Origin of the sequence: Agreia sp. PsM10 (assembly GCF_030433855.1) — a bacterium.
Classification (GTDB): Bacteria; Actinomycetota; Actinomycetes; order Actinomycetales; family Microbacteriaceae; genus Agreia.
The window spans coordinates 155,781-182,317 of the sequence record NZ_JARUXC010000004.1 but is presented as its reverse complement, the minus strand read 5'-3'; the positions used below and the strand labels follow the sequence as shown (position 1 = coordinate 182,317).

Annotated in this window: 27 protein-coding genes; 14 read left to right on the top strand and 13 right to left on the bottom strand. The window is 67.3% G+C overall.

Going from position 1 to position 26,537, the window contains the following annotated elements; all coding sequences use genetic code 11:
• Window positions 1-94: 94 nt before the first annotated feature.
• The 3 genes from QCD70_RS06895 to QCD70_RS06885 form a co-directional block, all read right to left on the bottom strand.
• Entirely contained in the window at window positions 95-526 is a 432-nt protein-coding gene (locus QCD70_RS06895; RefSeq protein WP_301214503.1) for a hypothetical protein, read from the bottom strand.
• 304 nt (window positions 527-830) lie between these two features.
• Entirely contained in the window at window positions 831-1,583 is a 753-nt protein-coding gene (locus QCD70_RS06890; protein ID WP_301214501.1) for a helix-turn-helix domain-containing protein, read from the bottom strand.
• A complete protein-coding gene (locus tag QCD70_RS06885; RefSeq protein WP_301214499.1) occupies window positions 1,580-2,497 on the bottom strand; it encodes an AraC family transcriptional regulator in 918 nt (305 codons plus the stop codon). The genes QCD70_RS06890 and QCD70_RS06885 overlap by 4 nt, the downstream gene beginning before the upstream one ends.
• Window positions 2,498-2,932: 435 nt before the next feature.
• On the opposite strand from QCD70_RS06885, the gene QCD70_RS06880 reads away from it, so the two are divergent.
• From QCD70_RS06880 to QCD70_RS06845, 8 genes are all read left to right on the top strand, one after another.
• Complete coding sequence (locus QCD70_RS06880; protein WP_301214497.1) at window positions 2,933-4,693, top strand: MFS transporter; 1,761 nt, start codon at window positions 2,933-2,935, stop codon at window positions 4,691-4,693.
• Window positions 4,683-5,201, top strand: coding sequence for a MaoC family dehydratase (locus QCD70_RS06875; RefSeq protein WP_301214495.1), 519 nt, complete (start codon window positions 4,683-4,685; stop codon window positions 5,199-5,201). The genes QCD70_RS06880 and QCD70_RS06875 overlap by 11 nt, the downstream gene beginning before the upstream one ends.
• A gap of 57 nt (window positions 5,202-5,258) precedes the next feature.
• A complete protein-coding gene (locus QCD70_RS06870) occupies window positions 5,259-5,975 on the top strand; it encodes an alpha/beta fold hydrolase (protein ID WP_301214493.1) in 717 nt (238 codons plus the stop codon).
• 152 nt (window positions 5,976-6,127) lie between these two features.
• Window positions 6,128-6,889, top strand: coding sequence for a DeoR/GlpR family DNA-binding transcription regulator (locus tag QCD70_RS06865; RefSeq protein WP_301214491.1), 762 nt, complete (start codon window positions 6,128-6,130; stop codon window positions 6,887-6,889).
• A 133-nt stretch (window positions 6,890-7,022) separates the two neighbouring features.
• On the top strand, window positions 7,023-9,071 hold the full coding sequence (locus QCD70_RS06860) for a bifunctional aldolase/short-chain dehydrogenase (RefSeq protein ID WP_301214489.1): 2,049 nt from the start codon (window positions 7,023-7,025) through the stop codon (window positions 9,069-9,071).
• Window positions 9,072-9,123: 52 nt separating this feature from the next.
• Complete coding sequence (locus QCD70_RS06855) at window positions 9,124-10,560, top strand: rhamnulokinase (protein WP_301214487.1); 1,437 nt, start codon at window positions 9,124-9,126, stop codon at window positions 10,558-10,560.
• Window positions 10,561-10,714: 154 nt separating this feature from the next.
• Window positions 10,715-11,353 carry a phosphotransferase gene (locus QCD70_RS06850; RefSeq protein WP_367316702.1) on the top strand — a complete coding sequence of 213 codons (639 nt, stop codon included), beginning with the start codon at window positions 10,715-10,717 and terminating at the stop codon, window positions 11,351-11,353.
• Window positions 11,354-11,414: 61 nt separating this feature from the next.
• Window positions 11,415-11,567, top strand: a complete 153-nt coding sequence (locus QCD70_RS06845; protein WP_301214483.1) for a hypothetical protein — start codon at window positions 11,415-11,417, stop codon at window positions 11,565-11,567.
• 112 nt (window positions 11,568-11,679) lie between these two features.
• Here QCD70_RS06845 and QCD70_RS06840 read toward each other — a convergent pair whose 3' ends face one another.
• From QCD70_RS06840 to QCD70_RS06820, 5 genes are all read right to left on the bottom strand, one after another.
• Complete coding sequence (locus QCD70_RS06840; protein WP_301214481.1) at window positions 11,680-16,137, bottom strand: SdrD B-like domain-containing protein; 4,458 nt, start codon at window positions 16,135-16,137, stop codon at window positions 11,680-11,682.
• A gap of 295 nt (window positions 16,138-16,432) precedes the next feature.
• Window positions 16,433-17,197, bottom strand: coding sequence for an ABC transporter permease (locus QCD70_RS06835; protein ID WP_301214479.1), 765 nt, complete (start codon window positions 17,195-17,197; stop codon window positions 16,433-16,435).
• Window positions 17,194-18,018: an ABC transporter ATP-binding protein gene (locus QCD70_RS06830; RefSeq protein WP_301214477.1), complete on the bottom strand. Its 825-nt coding sequence runs from the start codon at window positions 18,016-18,018 to the stop codon at window positions 17,194-17,196. Before QCD70_RS06830 ends, QCD70_RS06835 begins: the two co-directional genes overlap by 4 nt.
• Window positions 17,978-18,343, bottom strand: coding sequence for a DUF1048 domain-containing protein (locus QCD70_RS06825; RefSeq protein ID WP_301214475.1), 366 nt, complete (start codon window positions 18,341-18,343; stop codon window positions 17,978-17,980). Before QCD70_RS06825 ends, QCD70_RS06830 begins: the two co-directional genes overlap by 41 nt.
• Window positions 18,340-18,726 carry a PadR family transcriptional regulator gene (locus tag QCD70_RS06820; RefSeq protein WP_301214473.1) on the bottom strand — a complete coding sequence of 129 codons (387 nt, stop codon included), beginning with the start codon at window positions 18,724-18,726 and terminating at the stop codon, window positions 18,340-18,342. Before QCD70_RS06820 ends, QCD70_RS06825 begins: the two co-directional genes overlap by 4 nt.
• A 111-nt stretch (window positions 18,727-18,837) precedes the next feature.
• On the opposite strand from QCD70_RS06820, the gene QCD70_RS06815 reads away from it, so the two are divergent.
• Window positions 18,838-19,200, top strand: coding sequence for a hypothetical protein (locus tag QCD70_RS06815; RefSeq protein ID WP_301214471.1), 363 nt, complete (start codon window positions 18,838-18,840; stop codon window positions 19,198-19,200).
• A 13-nt stretch (window positions 19,201-19,213) separates the two neighbouring features.
• On the opposite strand, the gene QCD70_RS06810 is transcribed toward QCD70_RS06815, so the two are convergent.
• Window positions 19,214-19,741: a YbhB/YbcL family Raf kinase inhibitor-like protein gene (locus tag QCD70_RS06810; RefSeq protein WP_301214469.1), complete on the bottom strand. Its 528-nt coding sequence runs from the start codon at window positions 19,739-19,741 to the stop codon at window positions 19,214-19,216.
• Between the two features lie 213 nt (window positions 19,742-19,954).
• Here QCD70_RS06810 and QCD70_RS06805 point away from each other — a divergent pair, with 213 nt between their 5' ends.
• The 4 genes from QCD70_RS06805 to QCD70_RS06790 all read left to right on the top strand — a co-directional run bounded on the left by QCD70_RS06805 (window position 19,955) and on the right by QCD70_RS06790 (window position 22,956).
• Window positions 19,955-20,743: a FadR/GntR family transcriptional regulator gene (locus tag QCD70_RS06805; RefSeq protein WP_301214467.1), complete on the top strand. Its 789-nt coding sequence runs from the start codon at window positions 19,955-19,957 to the stop codon at window positions 20,741-20,743.
• A gap of 11 nt (window positions 20,744-20,754) precedes the next feature.
• Entirely contained in the window at window positions 20,755-22,155 is a 1,401-nt protein-coding gene (locus QCD70_RS06800) for an alpha-hydroxy acid oxidase (RefSeq protein WP_301214465.1), read from the top strand.
• Between the two features lie 124 nt (window positions 22,156-22,279).
• Complete coding sequence (locus tag QCD70_RS06795; protein WP_301214463.1) at window positions 22,280-22,636, top strand: DMT family transporter; 357 nt, start codon at window positions 22,280-22,282, stop codon at window positions 22,634-22,636.
• Window positions 22,636-22,956: a DMT family transporter gene (locus QCD70_RS06790; RefSeq protein ID WP_301214461.1), complete on the top strand. Its 321-nt coding sequence runs from the start codon at window positions 22,636-22,638 to the stop codon at window positions 22,954-22,956. The genes QCD70_RS06795 and QCD70_RS06790 overlap by 1 nt, the downstream gene beginning before the upstream one ends.
• Here the strand turns inward: QCD70_RS06790 and QCD70_RS06785 are convergent.
• The 4 genes from QCD70_RS06785 to QCD70_RS06770 form a co-directional block, all read right to left on the bottom strand.
• Window positions 22,953-23,516, bottom strand: coding sequence for a cysteine hydrolase family protein (locus tag QCD70_RS06785; RefSeq protein WP_301214459.1), 564 nt, complete (start codon window positions 23,514-23,516; stop codon window positions 22,953-22,955). The two genes, QCD70_RS06790 and QCD70_RS06785, sit on opposite strands and share 4 nt — an antisense overlap.
• A gap of 66 nt (window positions 23,517-23,582) precedes the next feature.
• Entirely contained in the window at window positions 23,583-24,410 is an 828-nt protein-coding gene (gene ppk2, locus QCD70_RS06780) for a polyphosphate kinase 2 (protein WP_301214457.1), read from the bottom strand.
• A 109-nt stretch (window positions 24,411-24,519) separates the two neighbouring features.
• Entirely contained in the window at window positions 24,520-24,678 is a 159-nt protein-coding gene (locus QCD70_RS06775; RefSeq protein ID WP_301214455.1) for a hypothetical protein, read from the bottom strand.
• An 89-nt stretch (window positions 24,679-24,767) separates the two neighbouring features.
• A complete protein-coding gene (locus QCD70_RS06770) occupies window positions 24,768-25,367 on the bottom strand; it encodes a TetR/AcrR family transcriptional regulator (protein ID WP_301214453.1) in 600 nt (199 codons plus the stop codon).
• A gap of 63 nt (window positions 25,368-25,430) precedes the next feature.
• Between QCD70_RS06770 and QCD70_RS06765 the strand changes: the two genes are divergently transcribed.
• Entirely contained in the window at window positions 25,431-26,483 is a 1,053-nt protein-coding gene (locus QCD70_RS06765) for an SDR family NAD(P)-dependent oxidoreductase (RefSeq protein ID WP_301214451.1), read from the top strand.
• The last annotated feature ends 54 nt before the right edge of the window (window positions 26,484-26,537 follow it).

The window sequence follows — 26,537 nt, the reverse complement described above, 5'->3', positions numbered from 1 at the left end:
CGTCGCGTCTGTTGCCCGCAGCGACGGATGTTGCCGGTCACCCGGCAACACCCGTCGCGCTGGGCAACATGGGCGCGATCCCAAACCCGACTCGTCAGCGCTCGTCGAGGTAGCGCGCTATCTCACGCACTCTTTTCAGAGCCACGGCCTCTTCCTGCAGGGAGAGCGCGCGAGCCCCCGCCGGCCTGATTACGAAGCCGGTCGCGGCATCCACCTGCGGTTTCCAGAGCGTGTTCTGGCGCCAGACCGTGTATCCCTCACGATGCTCGTCTTTGATGCGTTCCACATAAGGCGGCCCGACCAGCCCGAACGCCGCGCCCCCTACGACCAGCGCGACCAGGGCGAAGAGGGTAACCGGCCCCGGCCTGCCGACGATGATGAACGCCGCGACCACGACAACGGCATACGACGCGAAGCCCCAGGCGGCAATCCTGCGCGATCGGCGAAAGAGCTCCAGCGATGACGGACCTGGCAGCACCTCGAGCCGCTGCGGAATCTGAGAGGGCAGGAGCCCCCACGGAGGCAACGACCATGCGTGCACCTCGCTCGGGGACCCGGACTCAGGCTCGGGCTGTATCGCCGGGGTGGCCGGCCGAACTGGAGACGGCGTCGGCGTGACCTGCACCGGAGAATTCCCCGCCTCTGAGTCGCCGCGGAGTACTCGCGCAATCGACAGGACGACGGGACGACCCGCGCGACCGAGTCTCTCTCGCCACGTCATGCATCCATACTGCCGTCTGCGCACGAGTGCGCGCCGCGCGCTCCTCGATCAGGTGAGCCGCAACGTCGCACCGCCGATACCCATCGACCTGTCACAGAACGCGCGGATCTCATACCCGAACAGCACTCTGTGACGCGTCGCGAGCCAGCTCGGGGCGCACCCCGTAGTGCCGCTCGAAGGCCCGGACGAAATGGTCGCGCCCGCGGAAGCCCCACCTCGCGCCCAGCGCCGACACGTCGAGGGGAAACTCTCCGGGCGAAGAATGAAGGTCGAGCCACGCCCGTTCCAGCCTCAACAGCCGGATCGACTCCGCGAGGGACGCGGGCGACGAGCGGAACGCATCCTGCAGGGTGCGAAGCGGCACGGAGAGCTGCTGCGCGATCGAGGCGCTCGACAGGCCCGGATCCTCGAGTTGGGAGTGAACCAGCTGCATGGCCAGCACCGCCAGCCTCTGCCGTGCGGTCACGTCGTGATCCTCCGAGACCGCGCGCTCGGCCGCGATCGCCGACAGCAACCCGCGCGCCATGATCGCGAGTCTCCGACGATCATCCTGCGCGCCGCCGAGCCGGATCAGCAGCGGAGCGAGCACGGCCCCGAGCCCCTGGGTCGCGTCGATCGCACCGCCATGCTCGAGCACCTCGGTCTCCGCCGGCGTCAGCCACAGGAGTTCCACCCGAGCGACGGTCGATCCAGCAGACGCCGACGCAGGCTCCGGCGCCGATGCCGACACCGACCCAGGCACGCGCAGCGTGACGCGAGCGCCACGCACGCGGATCGACGCCCTGCCGCCGTCTCGAGAACCCTCGACATCCGATTCGACGACGATCTCGACGGTCTCGGTAACCAGCCCGCCCTTCGTCACGAGAGCAGCCCCGACCCGCTGCCGCCCACCTGCCGACGCCGCCACTGGGCGGGCGTCACGCCCTCGGAATTCTTGAACACGCGGATGAAGTGGGTGACGTCGAAGTAGCCCACGCTCTCGGCCACGGCTCGCACGGTCTGCGACGTCGTCGCCAACAGGGTGCGCGCCGCCTCGAGACGCGAACGCCGGATGGCCTGGCCGAGCGTCTCGGGCTCGTCCTCGAAGGCGGCGTGCAGGGTGCGCACGGACACGTGCATGCGCGCCGCGATGACGACCGCCGACAGGGTGGGGTCGTGCACGTGCGCGGCGACGTACGACCGGGCGGCCGAGGCCAAGGCGACCCGGTTGTCGTCGACCGTCGACATCCGGTCCGTGTGCTCTGCGGCCACCAGGCGCACGGCGTCGACCAGCGTTCGAGAGAGGGCCCGCCGACTGTTCCCGCCGAGGCCGTCGTAGTTCGTGTCGGCCGCCTTCAACAGGGCGGCGAGCACACCTGCGTTGGCCGAGCTGCGCGACACGGCGCCGGCCGAGATCGTCAGCAGTTCGCCGTTCGTCACCCCGAGCGCGTGGGCGGGGATCTGCACGATCGTCGTTCGGAACTCGTCGGGGTAGACGAAGGAGAACGGCCGCGACGCGTCGTACACCACGAGCTCGCCCGCCCGCACCTCGGTCTGGTGATCCGCCTGATCGAGGATCAGCCGGCCCGAGTGCACGAGCTGCACCTGGGCGCTCTCGATCTGACCGGCGGGAACCTCGTCGAGGTGCGCCGTGACCGCCTGAGGAACGGAGGCGATGCGCGACATCGCGAGCCCCTCGAACGAGCGCCGCGACATGCGCCGGTATGCGGGTACCTCGCGCAGAGTCTTCGCCGACATCTGCACCAGCACACAGGAGTCGTTCGATGGCAGAAGCACCGCGTGACCCCCCTCGAGATTGTGGATTGACCGTTCCTCAATCATGCGTCCTCTGTCGAAGCGGTGCTCCTTCGTTTGTCGAGGAATCGGCTTTTTACGCAGGACTCGACGTCTCAGGCGCAGGCCTCGGCAGCACTTCCCAGGGCCGGAGCACAGTGAGATCACCGGCTCACAGCGCATATGTCAGCTAGCTCAGCGAAGGGAACGTCACTCATGGCCATCACGACGCGCGCGCTGGCTCGACGCGTGGCCGCTGCTTCCGGGCTTCCTCGGCGGATGCCTGATCGGTGGGGCAGGTGCCGTCGCCTTCAGCGACCGAGCGGCCCTGACCCCAGCGTTACTAGCCTGCTTTCTCTTCGCGGTCGTAGTCTCGACGCATTCGACCTCGGACAGCCGGATTCGCGCGACAGAGCGGCTGTCGAAAGAAGGGCAGTCATGACCTCTCCGCTCGACACCGGTCAGACGACGGCGAAGGCTCCGGGAGCACTCGCCCCGCTGGCCGTCGCCATCTTCCGTTGGCTCTGGATCGCCGATGTCGTGAGCAACATCGGCGGCTGGATGCAGACGGTCGGCGCCCAGTGGTTTCTGGTGGAACAGCACGCGTCGCCCGCGATCATCGCGCTCGTCTCGACCGCCGCGGCCGCCCCCGTGCTGCTGTTCGGCATCCCCGCGGGCGTTCTCGGCGAGTTCGCGAACAAGCGGCACCTGCTGATCGGGGTGCAGTCGGCGCAGGCGCTCGTGGCGGCCGGGCTGGCCGTGCTCACCGCGGCCGGAGTGATGACACCGACTCTGCTGCTGGCCTTCACCTTCGCGCTCGGCGTCGCGTCGGCCATCCAGCTGCCCGCGTATCAGGCGTTCGTTCCGGGAGTCGTGCCGAAACCCCTGGTCGGCGAGGCCGCCTCGCTCTCCTCGATCGGCGTCAATGTGGCCCGGGCCATCGGACCGGCCATCGCCGGCGTCGTGATCGGATCGTGGGGCATCCCGTTCGTCTTCGCTCTGAACGCCCTGAGCTTCGCGGGACTGCTGATCGCGCTGATCCTCTTCAAGGGCTACACGCCGCCGCAGGGAGACCGCGAGCCCTTCATGTCGGCGACCCGCGCGGGCCTGCGCTACGTGCTGCACGCCGGGGTCGTTCGGCGCATCTACTTTCAGCTGCTCATCTTCATCATTCCGGCCAACGCGCTCTGGGCACTGCTCCCCGTTCTCGCGAGCAGCCGCCTCGGGCTCGACTCCAACGGGTACGGCGTTCTCCTCGCCGCGCTCGGCATCGGATCGATAGCGGGCGCGTTCGTCATTCCGAAGGCGCGGGCGGCCCTCGGCACCTCCCGCCTCGTCGTCGTCACGAGCACTGCCTACGGCATCGGCATCGCGGCGACCGCCCTGTCGCAGACGCTGTGGATCACCCTGCCGGTGCTCGTTCTCGTGGGGCTGTCGTGGATCGGCGTGATCGCCACCCTGAACGGCACGGTGCAGGCCTTCCTGCCCGGATGGGTGCGCACCCGCGGACTATCCGTCTATCAACTGGTGCTGTTCGGGGGCACGGCGTTCGGCGCCGCGGTCATCGGAGCGCTCGGCGGTGTCTTCGGCACGGCCGAGACGATGGTCGGAGCGGGTGTGGTCGTGGTGCTCGGCGCGGCCCTGCTGCTCGCGAGGCCCTTCCTTTCCACCGCCGACAAGAGCAGGGCGTCGTCCGCGATGCCCCTGACCGACGTTCCGCCGATCGCGACGCCGCTGCCGGGCGACGACGACGCCGGCCCCGAGACGGGCTCGGGCACAGGCTCGGGCTCGGGTTCGGCCACGGTTCCGGATGCGGCCACGCCGGCCGCGCACCCGCTCGACCCGGCCGGCTCGACGCTGGTCATCGTGCGCTACGAGATCGCAGACACCGATCGCGCCGCCTTCCTCGACGCGATGCGCGCCGTCGAGCAGAGCCGTCGTCGAACGGGCGCCCGCTCCTGGAACGTCTACGACGACCGCGAGCATCCGGGATTCCTGATCGAGGCGTTCCAGGTCGGCACCTGGCGGGAGCACCTGAGCCAGCACCACACCCGCACGACCGGGTACGACGCCGAGATCGTCGACGCCGCGCGCCGGCTGTCGGCCTCCCCGCCCACGGTCGAGCACCTCGTCTCGGTCGCCGTGCCTCGTCACATCCCGAAGACCCCCACGAAAGAAGGAACAGACCGTGTCCGCTGACGCCTCCACCACCCACGCCTCCGCCCCTGACGACTTCGACCCGCTCGACTTCGCCATCGTCGCGCCCCGAACGTTCGAAGAGCTGATCGTCGGGGAGGTGTTCCGTGCGCCCAGCCGCACGCTGACCGACGCGCACGCATCCGCGTTTCAGGCCGTCTCGGCCGACAATCACCCGGTGCACTACGACGCCGTCTGGGCGAAGGCCCACGGCCACAGCGCACCGGTCGTGCACGGCCTGCAGGTGCTGGCATTCACGGCTCCCGGCGCCACCCTGTTCCCGCATGTGATCGGAGAGGTGTTCATCGCCTTCACCGGCCTGAGTGCGAAGTTCCTCGGCGAGGTGCACGCCGGCGACACCCTCTATTCCGAGCTGCGCATCACCTCGCTTGCCCCCGACGGCCCGAACGGCATCGTCACCGCCTCGGCCACCGTGCACAACCAACGCTCCGAGATCGTGCTCTCGGGCGAGCACACCTACCTGCTGCGCCGCACCCCGGCCGGCGCCTGACTTTCCCATCGGCGCATCCGCGCATCACACCACCCCTCAGAAATAAGGAAGAAGATCATGTCCACGAAACCCACCATCGTGCTCGTGCACGGAGCATTCGCCGACGCCGCCAGCTGGGCGCCCGTCACCCTCGCGCTGTTGAACCAGGGCTACACCGTGCACGTTCCCCCGGTGTTCAACCGCAGCCTGATCGGCGACTCCGCCTACATCAAGTCGTTCGTCGAGCAGATCGACGGACCGGTCATCCTCGCCGGCCACTCCTACGGCGGAGCCGTCATCACGGTCGCGGGCGTCGCCGAGAACGTGATCGGCCTCGTCTACGTGTCGGGCTATGCGCTCGACGAGGGCGAGAGCCTGGGCCAGCTGCAGGGCGGCTTCCCCGACTCGCCGCTCGCCGCGAACCTCGTGTACTCGCCGTACCCCATCGAGGGCGCGGAGCCCGGAACCGACGTCTCGGTGAAGATCGATGCCTTCCCCGAGATCTTCGCCGCCGGCGTTCCCACCGACACCGCGCGCGTACTCGCCGTCGGACAGCGCCCCCTCGCGGCCGTCGCCTTCTCGGAGACCGCGCCGGTGGCCGCCTGGAAAGCCAAGCCCAGCTGGGGCATCGTCTCGAGCGCAGACCACACCATCAACCCCGACGTCGAGCGCTTCGGATACAAGCGAGCCGGCGCTCGCAAGGTGATCGAGCTGGATGCTCCGCACCTGGTCATGCAGACCAAGCCGGCCGAGGTCGCGCAGTTCATCACCGACGCGATCGACGAGCTCGGCTAGGTCGGCTAGCACCGGTCGCGAGTGTTGCTCGACGCGACGGATGTTGCCGGTCGCCCGGTGACATCCGTCGCGCTGGGCAACACCCATCGCCACTCCTGAAGCCGTGTTACTTTATGTGAGATAACACAGCCGAGTTCACACAGGAGGCGACCATGGCGACGACTCGCAGCTTCGGCGCCGAGGCCCGGCGCGATGCGCTGCTCGAAACCCTGCGCTCCGAGGGCGGGGTTCGGCTCGAGGCCGCCGCCGAACAGCTCGGCGTGAGCGTCATGACCGTGCGCCGCGACCTCGACGAACTGGATGCGGCGGGCCTCGCGAGACGGGTGCGCGGCGGCGCCGTTCCGGCCCTCGACGCACGGCCGTTCGGCGAGCGCCGGGCAACGGGCCTCGCCGCCAAGACACGCATCGCAGAGAAGGCCGCCGCTCTTCTCCCTGGCGCAGGATCGATGGCGGTCGACGCATCCACCACCGCCGGAGGCCTCGCCGCCCACCTCGCACCGACCGGCCCACTGACCGTCGCGACCAACAGCTACGAGAACTTCGCCGCCCTCGATCAGAACAAGGCGGTGTCGCCGATTCTCGTCGGCGGAGAGCTCGACGACCGCACCGGAAGTTTCGTCGGGCTGATCGCATGCCAGAGTGCGCAGTCCATGCTCTACGGCCGGTTCTTCGCGTCGGCCTACTCTCTGGATGCGCCGAACGGAAGCTCGGAGGTGTCGCTCGCGGAGAGCCAGGTGAAGCGGGCCTTCGCCGAGAGGGCTCGCGAGATCGTGCTGCTCGTCGACTCGTCGAAGCTCGGCCAGCAGGCCCTCGCGGTGGGCTTCGCGTGGCACGAGATCGGCGTCCTCGTGACGGAGCTCGACCCGGCCGACGCGGCGCTCGACCCGTACCGCGACCTGGTCGAACTTCTCTAGACCCCCTTCGACAAGCTCAGGGAACGCCTGCCCGTTCCCTGAGCCTGTCGAAGGGCATCTCGAGCATTGTGTTCCCGCGTTAGATTTTGTAACATCTAACAAAACGCAACAAACCCCGTGCATTGGAGCGCCCATGACTTCCCCCGAGACCCCCGTCGCCGCAGCCGAGCTGATCGCCCGCTCCAATCGACTCGGACAGGACCCGAAGAACACGAACTACGCGGGCGGAAACACCTCCGCGAAGGGCACCGCCACCGACCCGGTCACCGGCGAGCAGGTCGAGCTGATGTGGGTCAAGGGATCGGGCGGAGACCTCGGCACGCTCACCGAGTCGGGCCTCGCCGTTCTGCGCGTCGACCGCCTGCGCTCGCTCGTGAACGTCTACCCGGGAGTCGACCGCGAAGACGAGATGGTCGCCGCCTTCGACTACACCCTGTTCGGCAAGGGCGGCGCGGCCCCCTCGATCGACACGGCCATGCACGGTCTCGTCGACGCCGCTCACGTCGACCACCTGCACCCCGACTCCGGAATCGCCATCGCGACCGCGGCAGACGGCGAGGAGCTCACAACGAAGATCTTCGGCGACAAGGTCGTCTGGGTTCCGTGGCGTCGCCCCGGCTTCCAGCTCGGTCTCGACATCGCCGAGATCAAGCGCCAGAACCCGGATGCGATCGGCTGCATCCTGGGCGGCCATGGCATCACCGCGTGGGGCGACACCAGCGATGAGACCGAGGCGAACAGCCTCTGGATCATCGACACCGCCGCCGCCTACATCGCCGAGCACGGAAAGGCCGAGCCCTTCGGCCCCGCCCGCGACGGCTTCGCCCCGCTCGAGAAGGCGGAGCGCCGATCGAAGGCCGCCGCCCTCGGCGCCACGATCCGCGGCCTCGCCTCCGCCGACGCCCCGAAGGTCGGCAGCTTCACCGACGCCGACGTCGTGCTCGACTTCCTCGCCTCCAGCGAGGCACCGCGCCTCGCAGAGCTCGGCACGAGCTGCCCCGACCACTTTCTGCGCACCAAGGTCAAGCCGCTGATCCTCGACCTGCCGGCCGACGCATCCATCGAGGAGTCGACCGCACGCCTCGTCGAGCTTCACGCCGAGTATCGGGCCGACTACCAGGCCTATTACGACCGGCACGCCACGGCCGACTCCCCCGCGATCCGCGGCGCCGACCCGGCGATCGTTCTCGTTCCCGGTGTGGGCATGTTCAGCTACGGCGCGAACAAGCAGACCGCCCGCGTGGCCGGCGAGTTCTACATCAACGCCATCAACGTCATGCGCGGCGCCGAGTCGCTGTCGACATACGCCCCCATCGAAGAGAGCGAGAAGTTCGCGATCGAGTACTGGGCCCTCGAAGAGGCCAAACTGCAGCGCCTTCCCAAGCCGAAGTCGCACGCCACACGCGTCGCGCTCGTCACGGGTGCGGCATCCGGAATCGGCAAGGCCATCGCGACCCGCCTCGCGAAAGACGGCGCGTGCGTCGTGATCGCAGACCTCGACCTCGAGAAGGCTCAGGATGCCGCCGCGCAGCTCGGATCGACCGACGTCGCCATCGGCGTGCAGGCCAACGTGACGAGCGCAGACGAGATCCAGGCCGCGATCGACGCCGCGGTGCTCGCGTTCGGCGGACTCGACCTCGTGGTGAACAACGCCGGACTCTCTCTGTCGAAGCCGCTGCTCGACACCACCGAGGGCGACTGGGACCTGCAGCACAACGTCATGGCCAAGGGGTCGTTCCTCGTGTCGAAGGCCGCCGCCAAGGTGCTCATCCAGCAGAAGATGGGCGGCGACATCATCTACATCTCGTCGAAGAACTCGGTCTTCGCCGGACCGAACAACATCGCGTACTCCGCGACGAAGGCCGACCAGGCGCACCAGGTGCGTCTGCTGGCCGTCGAGCTCGGCGAGCACGGAGTGAAGGTCAACGGCATCAACCCCGACGGCGTCGTGCGCGGTTCCGGCATCTTCTCGGGCGGGTGGGGCGCCAAGCGCGCCGCCGTCTACGGCGTGCCCGAAGAGGAGCTGGGCGCGTACTACGCGAAGCGCACCATCCTGGGCCGCGAGGTGCTCCCGGAGAACGTGGCCAACGCGGTCGCGGTGCTCACGGGCGAAGACCTCACGCACACCACGGGCCTTCACATCCCCGTCGACGCGGGCGTCGCGGCGGCCTTCCTGCGATGATGCTGGTCATGAAGACCTCGTCGCTCCCTGAGCGTGTCGAAGGGCCACGCTGATGACCGCCGCCGTCGCCGCCGTCGACCTCGGGGCCACCAGCGGCCGAGTCATGCTGGGCCACGTCTCGCACAACGAGCTCAGCCTGCGCCCGGTCGCGCGGTTTCCGAACAACCCGGTCTCGACGATCGACGGGCTGCACTGGAACATCCTCGAGCTCTACCGCAACGTCGTCTCGGGTCTCGGCGCGGCCGTGCGCGAGGAGCCCGCGCTGCAGAGCATCGCCGTCGATTCGTGGGCCGTCGACTACGCGCTTCTGCGCGGCAACCGGATGCTCGGCAACCCGTACCACTACCGCGATGAGCGCACCTCGGCGGGAGTCGAGGCCACGAACGCGATCGTCTCGGCGGCCGAGCTGTACTCGAGCAACGGACTGCAGTTCCTGCCGTTCAACACGCTCTACCAGTTCGCCGCAGACCGCATCGCGGGCTCGCTCGATTCAGCGGACACCGCGCTGCTCATCCCCGACCTGATCAACTTCTGGCTCACGGGCATCGCCCGCGCCGAGAAGACGAACGCCTCGACCACAGGACTGCTCAACGTGCACACCCGCGAGTGGGACGACGAGCTCATCTCGCGCCTCGGACTGCCCCGTGGGCTGTTCCCCGAACTGGTCGAAGCGGGCACGCCCATCGGCGCCCTCCTGCCGACCGTCGCATCCGACATCGGGCTCTCTCGCCGGGCGGCACAGTCCCTGAAGGTGACGGCCGTCGGGTCGCACGACACGGCATCCGCTGTCGTCGCCGTGCCCGCGACCGGCGACGACTTCGCCTACATCTCGAGCGGCACGTGGTCGCTCGTCGGCGTCGAGCTGCCGAGCGCCGTCGTGAGCGAGGCCGGTCGACTGGCCAACTTCACGAACGAGGGCGGCGTCGACGGGCGCGTGCGCTACCTGAACAACGTGATGGGCCTGTGGCTGCTGAGCGAATCGGTGCGCACCTGGGAGAAGGCGGGCGGCACCACGATCGACCTGCCGACGCTCATCGCCGAGGCCTCCCAGGTCACGACGCCGGTCGCCGTCTTCGACGCCGACGACCCGCGCTTCCTCGCGCCGGGCGACCTGCCGAGCCGCATCGTCGACTGGTGCGTCGAGAACGATCTGGATGCGCCGCGCACGATGAGCGAATTCGTGCGGTCGATCATCGAGAGCCTCGCGCACGCGTACGCGACGAAGATCGAGCAGCTCGCCGAACTCTCGGGGCGCACGATCAGCACCATCCACATCGTGGGCGGCGGATCGCTCAACACCCTGCTGTGCCAGCTCACGGCCGACCGCACGGGCCGCACCGTTCTGGCCGGCCCCGTCGAGGCGACCGCCATCGGCAACGTGCTCATCCAGGCCCGCGCCCAGGGGCTGGTGGACGGCTCGCTCGAATCGCTGCGATCGCTGGTGGCCCAGGCGTTCGCGCCGGTGAAGTACGAGCCGCGGTCGCGCTAGCGTTCTTCGTGCCCTGCGACGACAACGTGCTGATTGATGCACATCTATTCGACCAGTGCCACGATGGACACATGAGAATGCCGCGCAATCCAGCGAGGTTCCTGATCGGCGTCGCGCAAATCTGGCTTGAATCAAGCCGTCGAAAAGACGACGCATGGCAATAGAAGGGTTTCAGCGGGGGCGTTTCGCTGACGCACAGCTGGTCGACAACCAGGTTCATCGGACGCATGCGGCGGGCGCCACGAGCGTACACAGGTTCCTGCGGCACCTCCGCGACGCTGGTGTGACAGTCACACCCATGCCCATCGAATTGCGTTACGACGGAACGGAGATACTCGAGTACCTTCCTGGAGATAGTGGGTATCCGCCGCTTTCGGCCGAGGTGCGCTCAGATCAAGCACTCGTCAGTCTTGCCACAGCGATTCGCTCCGTGCACGACGCCTCTCGCAGCTTTCAGGCTCGGCCCATGAGTAGGGTCTGGGACTTGGCCTATGCCGCGTACCATTTTGTTCCCCTTCACCCGATCGCAGACCTTCCGAATTGGGGCTGGACCGAACCACCGGATGTATCTGCGCGGCTTGCGATGTTCCTCGAGAGCTACGGGAGCGAGATATCCGCTTCGGAAGTACTGACCACGGCCGTTATGCGATTGATCGCCATGTCACAGTACATAGAGGCTGAAGTGAAAGAGGGAAACTCACGGTTCGACGTGCACGCTAGGGAAAATCATGCGCAGGGTTACCTCCGTGCTGCGTCCGATCTTCTGGAGCGAATTCTCGATGATGCGCTCTGATGCCCGGCAAAAATGATCTTGCGCAGTATCCGCACGGGTCGCACGGTCTGTCGCCGGCCCTGTGGAGGCGACCACCATCGGCAACGTGCTCATCCAGGCCCGCGCCCAGGAGCTGGTGACCGGATCGCTCAAGAGCCTGCGCGCCCTGGTTGCGCCGGCGTTCGCCCCGGCGCACCTTGCCGACGCGAGCCGCCGGCTCCCCCGAACCGACTGAGCCCGGCGTGGCGCATCCGTCGTCTCTGTGGCTGAAGATTCTGGATGCGCCCGCCGGGCTCAGTCTTCTACCCCACGCGGTCGGGGGTGAAGAGCGCGCGATGGGTCAGTCGTCATTCGACCCGTCGACGCCTCGAGATGACGAGCGCGACTCCGCCGGCGAGCATCAGCCCGAGCAGCGCCGCGAGCCCGACGGTCACGTTCGCTCCCGTGTTGGGCAGGCTTCCGGTTCCCGGCTTCGCAACCGGAACGACGGGCTCCTCCGGCGCCGGGGCGCAGTCCGAGGCGGTGGTCTCACCGCGATCGGTCACGACGGTCGCGGAGTTCAGGAACCCTGTGCCCGTCTCGCCCGTGCCGACCTCGCAGTTGCGGGCTCCCGTGGTAACGGTGGTCGGAACCGTCGCGGTGACGACGACCCGGTAGACGTGCACTCCATCGACGGGGATGTCGATGTCTTCGGCGATCACCAGGTCGGTGACACCGTTCCAGCCGTCGTTCACGTCGACACCGTCGGGTGAGTCGGTGATCTCCGCATTGTCGACGACGATACCGGCGCCGTAGTGCAGTTCATCCTCGACCGTGTAGACGGTGTCCACCTTGCCCGTGTTCGACACCGTCACGTCGTACGTGATCGCGTAGCTGCCGTCGGCATTCTTCACCGGTGCACCCACGACCTGCTTGGCCACGGATGTTCCGGGGAAGGTGTTCGTGATCGTCACGTCGACGGGTTCGCCGATGGTCGTGATCGTGCCGTTCTCGACCGAGTAGGTGACGACTGCGCCGTCGGTGTCGGTCTCGACGATGACACAGGTCGCACCGACGGGAAGGCCCGTCACCTCGGTCGGAGTTCCATCGGCCGCGACCGTGGTCTCGATCACGATCGGCGTCGGGTTCTCCGGCACGGTGCACGTGATGGTCACCGGGAACGACGTGGCGTCACCGGCTGTGTCGCTCGTGTCGGGGTCGACCACGACCTTCGTCAAGATGATCGACGCGGTCTGGTTTCTCGTCAGGCCCGCATCCACATCGAGACGCTGCTCGCTCTGGGCGAGCGTGACAGCGGGCGCCTCGCCCGTCGTCTGGTCGGCATCCGAATCGAGCGCGCCGTCCGTGCCCTGCTTGTACTGGGCGAACGAGTAGGTGTCACCCAGACCGGCCGGGTCGAAGGTCACCGTGTATGTGCCCTGCGGGAGGCCGGCGAACAGGTAATTGCCTGCCGCGTCGGTCGTCGTTGCGGCGGTGATGGTGTTGCCATCGATGTCTGTGCCGGTCAGTGACACGGGGAATCCCGGGATGGCGGGCTCACCCGCATCCTGCAGGCCATTTCCGTTGACATCGTTCCAGACGTAGTCGCCGATCGACGAGGATGCGACGGTGATGGCGCGAGCCACCGGTCCGACACCCTGGAGAACGCCCTGGGCATCTGCCTGGGTGCTGTTGTTGTACACGTCGCCCGCGGTGTTGCCCGACGGGGTCATCGAGACCTCAACCGTGACGGTCGAGCCGGCGCTGAACGCTCCGGCACGCAGGATGCGCAGGCCGGTCACGGCGCTGGCCGCTGCGGGGCAGTCGGCCGCGCTTCCGGCGCCGGACACAACGGCTCCGCCTGCCGGTGCGTCACACCAGACAGTCGTACCGCCAGCGGCGTTCGACGCCGCATCGGGGTTGCCGCTGATGGATGCGGGGGCCGCCTTCGTGTAGAGCAGCGTCGCCGTTCCCGTGGATGCAGTGGCGGTGGCCGTGTCGAACGCGAGCGTGCCAGTGAACGAGGTTCCGTTCAGACCGTTCGCGGGCAGCACGTCGATGATGTCGACGTTCGAGACGCCGGAGGTGTCGATCGCTGCGAACGAGATCGTCCAGTCGAGGGTCCGTGGGTTCGTGATGCCGACCGGGTTGACGTCGATGACCGGCGTCAGGGTCGTCTTCGCCAGCTTGATACCCGTGGGTGTCTGGATCTGGATCTGAGCTGTATCGCGACGGGCCGCAACGGAGGATGCATCGCCCACGGCGGTCACGAGGGCGGTGTTTGTCTCGGTGCCGTTGGGCGCTGTCGCAATGACCTCGACCGTGTACAGAATTGCGGGGAGCGGCGTGTTGATCGGCTGCTCACCGAGATCCCAGCGGAGGTACGTATTGCCTGCAGCACAGTCCAATTCGGAGCCGTCTGGTGCGCCGGCGGCGGTGATGATGTTCGGCGCAATCGCCGTGCCACCCTCGAGGCTGGAGCTCTGGAAGCTCTGCTCGGCCGGGAGGCAATCTTCGATTGTTACCGCGGCCGTCTGACCGGTCGTCGTTCCGGAGGTCAGGGTTGGCTGAAGCTTGTAATTCACGTTTACGCCGGTGCTGTAGACAGGCACACCATCGGAGACATAGGTGCTCGTGGCGGGGTTCCAGACAGACTTGATGATTCGGGCGGTCACCGCCTGGACAGTGACACGGTCGCCTCGGGTGCCGGTGTCGTTCGATGGCACGTACGTCGAGTCGTAGTCGATCGCCCGGGGGTCTGCCTGTACCTCTGCCAGTGTCGGCGGCGTGTTGCCGTCGCTGTAGCTGATGTAAGAGCTTCCCCAGTTTCCGATCACGTCTCCGGTTGCTGCTGCGGGAAGGACGGTGAAACCGATGGAGATCAGGCCCGAGAAGCTGAAGTCGGCTGACACGTCGGAGGGAACCTGTACGACGGCGCGAACACGGGACACACCCGTGTAAACGCCCTGCGCAGCCAAGGTCGCATCGTTTCCGGGAACAGCAGCCGGCGAGGAGTACCACCCGGTCGTTTCGTCACGGCAGGAGTTCACGCTCGCCGTTCCGGGGGTGCCGTTGCTGAACTCATACGTCACCGCAGGAGCGGCGGGTGAGCTGTAGTTGGTGAGCCAGACGGCTGCGCCATTGGAGGGCAGCTGCTGCAGGTAGCCGATGGTGGGCGACGCAGCCGCAGCGGAGGTCGTTCCGGCCTGTGCGCCGCGCCACTGTGCCTCCGTGATGGCAATCTTGGTGTTGTCCCAGGCGTCACACACCACCTGCGTGGATGCCCCGATTCCGGGAGGGTTGTCCATCTGCAGCGACAGACCACTGAGAACCTTGCCGCCTGGCTGGACAATACCCCGCCCGTCACCGCCATCCTGCGAACCAGGAGGGCCCGCGATAGTTCCGGCCGCGTATCCACTGCCTCCGGAGTTCGCTGCGTTTCCCGGCTCTCCAAGGAAGGTCTTGCTGAAGCCGTTGCTCAGATCGATGGTGCTGGACCCCCGCACCACGTTGTTCTCGGTATTTGCTTCGTCAGGAAGGGCAGTGCCGGTCAGGTCAGTAGAGGCGAGCTCCGTATACACGTTTTCGTAGGGCAGAGAGAAGGAGCCGGTGTTCTGACCCGGCTCCGCTTCAACGCCGATGGCACTCAGGGCAGCCGTCGGGAACTCGACAAGGATGTAGCCGGAGACGACATAGGCCTTGCCTGCAGGCATGGCCACGTTGTTGGAACCGTTGGTCGCGGGGTAGGTCTTGGCCGAGGTGTCCGCGCCAGAGATACTGACCGTGACAGGTCCACCCGCGGCATCCTGGTCACAATCGAAGGTGCCGGAGTCGCGCACCGAATTGGTGGAGGATCCGCCGGCCGCGATGGAGCCGTAGGGGTAGAAGAACGATGCCCCTGCGACGGAATTGTCGACGGGGCCACAGCTCACGACGGCCGGCGCGAAGGCCGGGTCGAATTCGGGATTGGCGACAGCGGCCGCGCCCCAGAGGGCGGCGGGGCTGATGTCATCGACGAAGGTGATGTCAGAGCTCAACGGGTTGTTGCCCTTTCCCCCCTCGGGAACCGAGATCAGAACGGGGAACTGAAGAACCTGGCAGCCCACAAAACCCGCATCGATCATGCGTTGGGTTGTGCACGTCGTGGTGTTCTGGCGAATGTAGGCGCTGTTGTCGTCGACGTCGCTCGTGCCGTTCTTAGACAGATCGAAGCGCGGCGCTGCTGCAACGGTGACCTGAAGAGCATTCGACTCAGGCGATGCGATGGGCTGCTGATCGCTGACTGCCGTCGACGTGGCGGACGCCGTGAATTCATCCAGCACGGTTCCGTTGGGAATCTCGGCGGCAACCTTGGCCACAAAACCGTAGTCGTTGGTTGTCGGGTCGACGCCTCTGTCTGCGAGCACACAGACGACGGTCTGCACCGGATAGGTGGTCCAGCTGGTGGCTGTTATGGGAGGCGTCAGGCTGCCGATGGTCGTCGGCGTGACGCTCGACCCGGTCAGGCAATAGTTCGGCAGGCTCACGAGTTCCTGCCCCTGGGGCAGGTCGAAGGTGATCGTCGGAGCGGTCTGGGCTCCCCCGAGGGTCTGGACGCTGACGATGTAGCTCACGGTGTCGTTTGTGCGCACGATGCCGTTCGTGGCGTTCGCATCAAGGGCATCGAAGGTCGGGGTGCCGTCTGTCTGCGCGACGACGACGTTCAGCGATTCACCGGCCGCGTAGGCCGGTGCCGCGATGGCAACCGCACTCGCCGTCAGCGCGGTGATCGCGACAAAACTGAGCAGCGCGCGGACGCGTCGAATCACTGCAAGCCGTGAGGGCATGGGGTCTCCTTGGATTGTGAACCTGAGAGAGTCCCCACTCTTTCTCCGTGCGGTTCTCACCGTAGGGCAAGTTCGGCCCATATGTGAGGAAAAGTTGTTAATTCGGAGTCCGATAGATCTGAATACATCCGCTCAGCGCATTGAGAACACCGTGAAACGGGGCGACGAGTCTTGGGGGCGACTCGCCTGCTCCTACAGGAAGAGACAGCCGAGCCGACCCGTCATTACGCGAATTCGCGAATATTCCTCATAGTCGAGTCCGTACCGGGTTCGTCACTCCCCGATGGTCACGCGCTCAGCTCAGGCGGCGGCGGTAGGTCGCGAGCGCCGCCACGTATGCAGCGACAAGGATGCCGCCGAGCCATGCCAGCGCGATCCAGATCTCGCCGCCCACGGGCTGCCCTGCGAGCAGTGCTCGGATCGTGTCGACGATCGACGTCACAGGCTGGTTCTCTGCGAACCAGGCGACCGGCCCCGGCATCGAATCGGTAGGAACGAAGGCCGAACTGATGAAGGGAAGGAAGATCAGCGGGTAGCTGAAGGCGCTCGCCCCATCGATCGACTTCGCCGAGAGTCCTGCGATCACGGCGATCCAGGTCAGGGCGAGGGTGAACAGCACCACCAGGCCGGCGACGGCAAGCCACGCGAGCACCGATGCACCCGACCGGAAGCCGAGCAGCAACGCCACACCCGTGACGACGACGACCGAGATCAGATTGGCCGCCATCGACGTGAGCACGTGCGCCCACAGAACGCTCGACCTCGCGATCGGCATCGACCTCAGGCGGTCGACGATGCCGCTCTGCATGTCGAGGAACAGGCGATAGGCCGTATACGCGATTCCCGACGCGATGGTGATCAGCAGGATGCCCGGGAGCAGGTACTCGACGTACGGCACGTCGCCGCCCGTGTCGATGGCGCCGCCCAGCACGAAGACGAAGAGCAGCATCAGGGCGATCGGGGTGACGGCCGTGGTCACGATCGTGTCGGGACTGCGCAGGATGTGCCGCAGCGATCGCGCAGTCAGAACGGCGGTGTCGCCGATCACGTGAGTTGTCATGACGGATCCTTTCGACGTGAACCATCCGGAGCGCCGGAGCCGACGAGTGCGAGGAAGACCTCCTCGAGCGACGGACGTTTCTCCACGTACTCCACCCGGGCTGCCGGAAGAAGACTGGTGTGTTCGTCGAGGGTGCCACTGCGAATGATCGTTCCCTCGTGCAGGATGGCGATCCGGTCGGCGAGCTGCTCCGCCTCCTCGAGGTACTGAGTCGTCAGCATCACGGTCGTCCCCGAATCGGCGAGTGACCTGATCGTCTGCCAGACCTCGGCGCGGGCCTGCGGGTCGAGGCCCGTGGTCGGTTCGTCGAGAAAGATCACCGCGGGCGATCCGATGCGGCTCATCGCGATGTCGAGCCGTCGCCGCATTCCGCCCGAGTACGTCGCAGCGCGACGATCTGCCGCGTCGGTGAGGGAGAAGCGAGCGAGCAGCTCGTCGGCGATCGCGCCCGCCTTCGGGAGGTGGCGGAGCCGCGCGATGAGCACGAGGTTCTCCCTCCCCGACAACACCTCGTCGACGGCGGCGAACTGCCCCGTGAGACTGATCGATTCGCGTACTCGCGCCGGCTCGACGGCCACGTCGAACCCGTTCACGATCGACGGGCCCGCATCCGATGACAGCAGCGTCGAGAGGATGCGCACGAGCGTGGTCTTGCCCGCGCCGTTCGAGCCCAGAAGCGCGAAGACACTGCCCCGATCGACATCGAGGTCGACGCCGCGCAGCACGGCGAGGTCGCCGAACGACTTGACGAGCCCGCGCACCCGAATGGCGGGCCCCGCGTCAGGCCTGGTCGGCGACGGCACGATCGATCGATTCGACAAGCCGGGCGCGTTCCTTGCTGATCCACTGCCCGTCGCTGTAGTTCCTGATGAACTCCTCGGCGAATTCCACGGGATCGTCGCCGACGATCTCGCGAATCGGCGTCGAGTCCGCAGCAGCGCGTTCCACGAGGTCGGCGAGGTCGTCGAACATCTGCACCAGCACGTCTCCCTTGCTGACCGCGCCGGCATAGGTGAGATAGCGCTCGAGCCCCTCGATCGCGGTTCGGTAGCTGCCAGGCATCTGCTTCTTGCGCGCCTTGTATTCGCGCCAGCGCTTCTTGTCTTCGAACGATCCGGTGACCTGTTCGATCCATGCAGCGGTCATGAGTGCTCTCCTTCGATTCGTGATGTTCGTGTTCGAGTGGTGCCTGTCGGCGGAGCATCGACGCGGGCGCGAAGCTGCTCGATGCACTCGGCCAGGAAGCTCCAGTTGGCCCAGAACTCGTCGAGAGTGCGGGCGCCGGCGGAGTTCAGCGTGTAGACCTTGCGCGGCGGCCCCTTCTCCGATGGCTCCTTCACCACGTCGACGTAGCCGCGCTGCTCGATGCGCAGGAGCAGGGCATAGATGGTGCCCTCGGCGATGTCGGCGAAGCCCTGATCGCGCAGCCAGGCCGTGATCTCGTAGCCATACGCCGCCCGGTCGCTGAGGATGCCGAGCACGATTCCTTCGAGTGCACCCTTGAGCATCTCGGTCGCCTGCTTGCCCATCCGGACTCCCTACTACTCAGTGTTGTTGACTACCACTACATAGTAAACATGAGTACCGGTAGATAGCAAGACTGATTAGCGGAGCGGCCGAGAATGAGTACGGTGGTCCGCATGAGCACGCCATCCGACGCCGCGATCGAACTGCTGCACGAGATCGCGGCAAGCCTGAGGTCGGCCGGCCCCGTCGAGCTCGGGACCATGCTCCACAACCCCGGCATCCGAACGGGCACGAAGATCGTCGCGTTCATCGGCAGCGACGACCGGCTCATCGTGAAGGTGCCGCGCGAGCGCGCACTCGAGTTGATCGAGCAGGGGCGAGCTGCGCCGCTGTCGATGGGCCGGCGAACGATGCGCGAGTGGATCGAGGTGCCCTCGGGCGACGATCTGCACACGGCCGACCCCGCGAAGACGCTCGAGAACTGGTCGGCACTGACCAGGGAATCCTTCGATTACGTGCGGTCGCTCATCGGCTGACCGCCCGCGCGGCTCAGTCGGAGACGCTGTACGGAGCGCTGATCACCGCGCGACCGATGCCGTGGAAGAAGAGATTGAAGCCGAGCATCGCGGGAGACGCGTCTTCGGGAATGTCGAGGGTCTCGACGTCGACCGCGTGCACCACGACGTAGTACTCGTGGTCGCCGTGGCCGGGAGGAGGGGTGGCTCCGACGAATCCGGCGACGCCTCCGTCGTTGCGCAGGGTGATCGCGCCTGCCGGCAGCAGCTCGCTGCCCGGGGTTCCGGCGCCCGCGGCGAGACTCGTCACCTCGGCCGGAATGTTGAACACGGCCCAGTGCCAGAATCCGGATGCCGTGGGTGCGTCGGGGTCGTAGACCGTCACGACGTAGCTCTTGGTCGCCTCGGGCGCACCGGACCAGCTCAGCTGGGGCGAGATGTCGCTGCCGCCGGCCCCCGACCCCACCTGATCGTTCGACAACCGCTCGCCCTGCTTCACATCGGCCGATTCGAGGTCGAATGAGGGGAGCTTCGGAAGTCGGTCGTAGGGGTTCGCGCTCATCGGATGTCCTTTGTTCGGGTGCCGTTCCCCTTCGACAGGCTCAGGGAACACGTCCCGGAAGCCTGGGAGAAGAGGGCTGGCTTAAACGCTAGACCCGGCACCTGAGAGTGCGGCATGGATGGACAACCGGCGACACCGCGCATATGCTGTGGTCTGACCACACGGCCTGACCACAGGCGCCCCGTGATAGCCGGCGATCGAGGAGGACGCGACGTGACCGCAGTCGACGCGCGTGCCGTCTCCCCCGCATCCGCTGCGCCGATCGACCCGCGCCGCGCCTGGCAGGTCGTGCTGCAGCACATCGAGGCCGACCTTCTCGCCGGGCGTCTGGTTCCCGGCGACCACCTGCCCGCCGAGCGGACGCTCGCGAGCGAACTCGGCGTCGGCCGCTCGTCTGTTCGCGAGGCACTGCGCGTGCTCGAGGTGCTCGGGCTCATCCGCACGCAGACCGGATCGGGCCCGCAGTCCGGCGCCATCATCGTGGCCCGCCCATCCGGCGGCATGTCGTCACTGATGCGCCTGCAGGTCGCCGCCCAGGGATTCGACGTGCGCGACGTGGTGAAGACCCGACTGGTGCTCGAGGCGGCCGTCGTGACCGAGCTGGCCGAGGCATCCGGGGCCCGTGTCGACGGGCTCGATCTCGGCCCCGCCGTCGAGCTGCTCGATGCGATGGATGCCGATGGCCGGGTCTCCGAGGCCGAGTTCCTCGCGCTCGACGCGGCCTTCCACCTGGCGCTCGCGGAGCTCTCCGGCAACGCCGTGATCGCCTCGATGATGGCGGGCCTCCGCAACTCGATCGAGAGCTACGTTCTCGCCGGCGTGCCGAACCTGCCGTCGTGGGCCGAGACATCCGGCCGCCTGCGCCACGAGCACCGCAGCATCGTCGACGCCATCGAGACAGGCGACGCCGAGCTCGCCCGCGGCCGCGTTCGTGCGCACATCACCGGCTACTACACCGAGACCAATTTCATCTCCGCACCCGCCGACCCCCTGACCAGATAGAGGACTGCCCCATGGTTGAACGCCGTTTTCCGAACCCCAAGGAGCTGCTTCCCTTGATGCAGTTCAAGAAGCCCGAGCTCGACGGCAAGAAGCGTCGGCTGCAGGGCGCGCTGACCATCGACGACCTGCGCACCATCGCCAAGCGGCGCACCCCGAAGGCGGCGTTCGACTACACCGACGGATCGGCGGAGGGCGAGCTGTCGCTCACGCGTGCGCGGCAGGCGTTCCAGGACATCGAGTTCCACCCGTCGATCCTGCGCGACGTGTCGAAGCTCGACACGACCACTCAGATCCTCGGCGGCACCTCGACCATGCCGTTCGGCATCGCCCCCACCGGCTTCACCCGTCTGATGCAGACCGAGGGCGAGATCGCCGGGGCCGGGGCCGCCGCCGCGGCCGGCATCCCGTTCACACTGTCGACCCTCGGAACATCGTCGATCGAGGCCGTCAAGGCGGCGAACCCGACCGGGCGCAACTGGTTCCAGCTCTATGTGATGCGCCAGCGCGAGATCTCGTACGGACTCGTCGAACGGGCGGCCGCGGCCGGCTTCGACACGCTCATGTTCACCGTCGACACCCCCATCGCCGGCGCGCGCCTGCGAGACAAGCGCAACGGCTTCTCGATTCCTCCGCAGCTCACGGCGGGCACCATCATCAACGCGATCCCCCGGCCCTGGTGGTGGTACGACTTCCTCACGACTCCCCCGCTCGAGTTCGCGTCGCTGTCGTCGACCGGCGGCACCGTGGGCGAGCTGCTCGACTCGGCAATGGACCCGTCGATCGACTTCGACGACCTCGCGTTCATCCGCAGCATGTGGCCCGGCAAGATCGTGATCAAGGGAGTGCAGAACCTCGAGGACTCGAAGCGCCTCGCCGACCTCGGCGTCGACGGAATCCTGCTCTCGAACCACGGAGGGCGCCAGCTCGACCGTGCCCCGATCCCCTTCCACCTGCTGCCCGACGTGGCCCGCGAGGTCGGCGGCGACGTCGAGGTGATGGTCGACACGGGCATCATGGACGGCGCCGACATCGTGGCCTCGCTCGCCCTCGGCGCGAAGTTCACCCTGATCGGCCGCGCCTACCTCTACGGGCTCATGGCCGGAGGGCGCGCGGGCGTCGACCGCACGATCTCGATCCTGTCGGAGCAGATCGTGCGCACGATGAAGCTGCTCGAGGTCGCCTCCATCGAGGAGCTGACCCCGGCGCATGTCACGCAGCTGCAGCGCCTGGCGCCCCGCGCCGTCTCGGCGCAGACCGCCGCGGTGGCCGAGCAGGCCGCCTCGCGGCCCTCGAAGGGCACGGCCGCGTCGGCCGGCACGCGCAAGGCGCCAACCCGCAAGCCCGCCGCATCCACCCCTGCGGTCGCCAGGGCGGCGGAGAAGAAGGTCGAGGCGACGCCCGCCGACGCGTAGTTCGGGTCGCGCTGCAACTCAGGAAATTCGAGTCCTCCTTGCGTATTTCGATCGTCGCGAGGCGAGTTTTCCTGAGTTGCAGCGCGGCCCTCTGACACACTGGCGACATGACGGGTGACCGAGCGTGAAGAAGTGGCTGTTTCTGGGCGGCGCCATCGTGAGCGAGGTGACCGGGTCGCTGTCACTGAAAGCCGCGCTCGAGCATCCCGGCTGGTATGCGTTGATGGCGGCGGGCTTCGCGGGGGCGTTCGTCTTCCTGTCGCTGGTGCTGCGCGCGGGGCTGCCGCTCGGCGTCGCCTACGGAATCTGGGGAGCCCTCGGGGTTGCCCTGACGGCCCTGTTCTCGGCGCTGCTGTTCGGTGAGCCGCTGACTCCGGTCATGGGGGCCGGGCTGCTGTTGATCATCGGCGGCGTGCTCTGCATCGAGCTCGGACGGCAGCGCGCCGAGAAGACGCGCGCGAGCGCGACGGAGGCGAGCTGATGGCCTGGATCTTCCTCATCGGCGCCATCCTCACCGAGGTCACCGCCACCCTCTCACTGAAGGCCGCGATCACGGGCAGCAAGCTCTGGTACATCCCCGTCGCGCTCGGCTACGGCATCGCATTCACGTGCCTGTCGTTCGCGCTGCAGAACGACATGCCGCTCGGCGTGGCCTACGGAATCTGGTCGGCGGCCGGGGTCGCGCTCACCGCGGTGGCCGGACGGCTCATCTTCAAGGAACCGTTCACCTGGGTGATGGCGGCGGGCATCGCCCTCGTGATGGGCGGAGTACTCCTGGTCGAGGTGGGCGCGGAGTACTAGGCCGGCAGCAGCGCCACGACGTCGGCCGCGGTCGCTGCCTGGCCGAGGGCCAGGAACGCCCGCTGCACACTGCCGTCGTGGGATTCGATGACCCGGTCGGTGATCGCGTCGAGCGCGAACACCACGCTGTAGCCGAGGTCGTACGCCTGACGCGCGGTCGACTCCACGCCGAAGCTCGTCGCCATGCCGGCGAGCACGACCTGTGTGACACAGAGCCGCCTCAGGGTCGCGTCGAGGTCGGTGCCCGCGAAGGCGCTCCAGGTCGAACGCGTCACGATCAGGTCTGAAGGTTGCTGCGCCAACGAGGGCAGCAGCGCACTGAACTCGGCCGGGAACGCGCGAGCCCCCTCCCCGTACTGCGTGCGCCCGCCCGGCATGCCGTCGACGTTGGCGAGCACAACGGGCAGTCCGCGTTCGCGGAACGCCGTGGCCAGGTTCGCCGCCGCCGCCACGACACCGTCGATCGGATGCGCGGTGGGATTCTGCGGGTTTCCCGCGGTTCCGGCCTGCAGGTCGATCACAACGAGGGCGGGATTCGGGTCGAGAGCTGTGATGGTCATGGTCGTCCTCCGTCGCGTCCTACCGGATCATGTTGTCCGGTACGACGAGAGTCAACCATATCCGCCTCAGCGCTTCGAGACGGCCCCCGCGTGATCGGGCACGTACTTGTAGCGCTCCTTCTCGGGCCTGTCGTAGTCGTCGGCAACGGGGCGGGGCGGGATCGTGACCTCGTCGGGGTCGCGCGACTCGTAGGGCACCTGCGACAGCAGGTGGCTGATGGTGTTGATTCTGGATGCGCGCTTGTCGTCGCTCTCGATGGTCCACCAGGGCGCGTCGGCGTGGTCGGTCGCCTCGAACATCGCGTCCTTCGCGCGGGAGTAGTCCTCCCACTTCGTGATCGAGACCACGTCGGTGTCGGAGAGCTTCCAGCGACGCATCGGGTCGTTCAACCGCGAATGGAACCGCTCCTCCTGGATGTCGTCGGACACCGAGAACCAGTACTTGATGAGAATGATGCCGTCTTCGACGAGCATGCGCTCGAACGTCGGAACCTGGTGCAGGAATCGACGGTACTGCTCGGGTGTGCAGTAGTCCATCACCCGCTCGACGCCGGCCCTGTTGTACCAGGAGCGGTCCATCAGCACGATCTCGCCCGTCGTCGGCAGCCGCTCGATGTAGCGCTGGAAGTACCACTGCCCCTTCTCGCGTTCGCTCGGCGTCGGCAGCGCGACGACCCGGGCGGATCGAGGATTGAGGTACTGCATGATGCGCTTGATCGCGCCGCCTTTGCCCGCGGCATCGCGGCCCTCGAAGATCACGACGACGCGGGCGCCTGTGTCGATCACCCACTGCTGCATGCTCACGAGCTCGATCTGCAGGCGCTCGAGCTCCTTCTCGTAGAGAGGTTTCGGCATGCGCTGCACGCGCGAGGAGGACTTCTTCGAATGGGCCATGGGCGAACTCTCCTCGCCCTTGGCCGTCCGGGCTCGCGGGGTTGCCGCATCCGTCGCCCCTGCGTACAGTGGTCGCCCGCGATCGAGCCGGCGCGCTCACCCGGCGCGCTCAGTTCTGGGCGAGCACACCCAGCCCGACGGCGAGTGCGCTCACAGCCATCGCTCCGGTGCCGACGGCCACGTAGGCGAGCGTCGAGAGAGTCGACGGGCGCCTCGGGGCCCGGTCGACGTGCTCCCCGGCTCGGAGTCGGGTGTAGGTCGTGGTCATCGTGTCGCGTCCTTTCGGTTGTTCGCGTGTGATGACTCCAGACTCGCGGGTTCGGCCGGGATGCGAATCGTGCGCAGGGATGACTTCTCCTACTGCGTCGGTGGTACCCGAGTCCCTCGCTCGGAGGGCGCGAACGCCGCGTGAAACAGCGACCAGGCCCGGCGCGCAACGGAGCCGCGTCGATCCGCCGGCGTCCGAGCCACGACCCCGGCGAGCATCGAGATGGCCAGCAGCACGTCGGCCGTCTCGACACTGTCGCCGATGCGATGGGCCGCACGCTCACGCTGCACGATCGCGTCGACGACGTCTTCGATGCGCGTCTGGAGGTGCTGAACCCTCGGGTCGTCGAGGTCGGCGGTGATCATGTCGATCATCGCCGTCGACACCAGCGCTTGCGCAATGATCGCGTCGAGCAGCTCGTCGAGAGTGCTGTCGGCGCGGTTGGATATGGCTTCGAGCTCTCCGATGTTCTCGTCGAAGACGGCGACGGCCAGCGACAGCCGGTCGGGGAAGTGCCGGTAGAGACTGCCCTGGCCGACCCCGGCCAGCTTGGCCACCGAGCTGAGCGGCGCGGCGTACCCTCCGTCTCCGAACACCTCGCGCGCGGCCACGATGAGCGCACGCCGGTTCTCGGGCCCCGCACTGGGGCCGCGATTCGCCTTGCGGGGTTCAGGTTTCGGTGTTGTCACGGGTGTAGCCTACGTGCGGACAGAGTTGTCCGGTTCAAGACTCGAGAGAAAGAGATGCATCCCATGACCGCAGAGAACACGCCCCTCACCAGCTCCTCGACCATCGGCACCTGGCTGTCGCACCCGGTCGGCGGCCCCATCATGAACGACCTGCTGGCCAAGGCGGGTCAGGATGCCAGTGCGTTGCGCACCGTGAGCAAGCTCTCGCTCGATCGACTGGTCGAGATGAGCCAGGGCGCGTTCAGCCAGGAGCTGATCGACGACCTCGTTCGCCGTGCGGCCGCCGGCGAGGTTCCCGAAGGCACGCCGGCCGTCGTCGTGACCGACGACGCCGAGCCGGCCGTCCAGACTCCGGAGTGGGTCGAGCGCATCGACGACGGTCGCTTCTCGGGCAAGACGATCATCGTGACCGGCGCAGGGTCCGGCATCGGCCGGGCCACGGCATCCAGAATCGCCCGCGAGGGCGGCCGCGTCGTCGCCGTCGACATCTCGCAGGAGCGGCTCGACGACTTCGTGGCGAAGACCCCGGGCGCCGACATCGTGACCGTCGTCGCCGACATCACCGACGATCAGGCCGTGGCGCAGATCATCGCCGCAGCCGGCGACCGCATCGACGGCCTGGCCAACATCGCCGGCATCATGGACGACATGACACCGGTCGGAGACGTCTCCGACGACGTGTGGAAGCGCGTCTTCTCGATCAACGTCGACGGCACGATGAAGCTGATGCGGGCCGTCATGCCCACGATGCTCGGCCAGGCCCACGGCTCGATCGTGAACACGGCTTCGGAGGCTGCCCTGCGCGGATCGGCGGCCGGCGCGGCCTACACGGCGTCGAAGCACGCTGTCGCGGGGCTCACCAAGAGCAGCGCGTTCATGTACGGACCCAGCGGGATCCGGGTCAACGCGGTCGCCCCCGGCCCGACGATCACGAACATCGAGGCGAAGTTCGGCTCGAAGCTCGGTGCGGAGCGGGTGCGCGTGGGCATGTCGGTCATGCCCGAGGCCGTCGAGAGCGACGCCCTCGCCGCGTCGATCACGTTCCTGCTGAGCGACGACGGCGTCAACGTGAACGGCGTCATCCTGCCGTCGGATGGCGGCTGGTCTGTGGCGTAACGGCCTGGGCGGCGCGCCAGGTCCGGCATCGGCGTCGGCGAGCGCGGGTGTTTT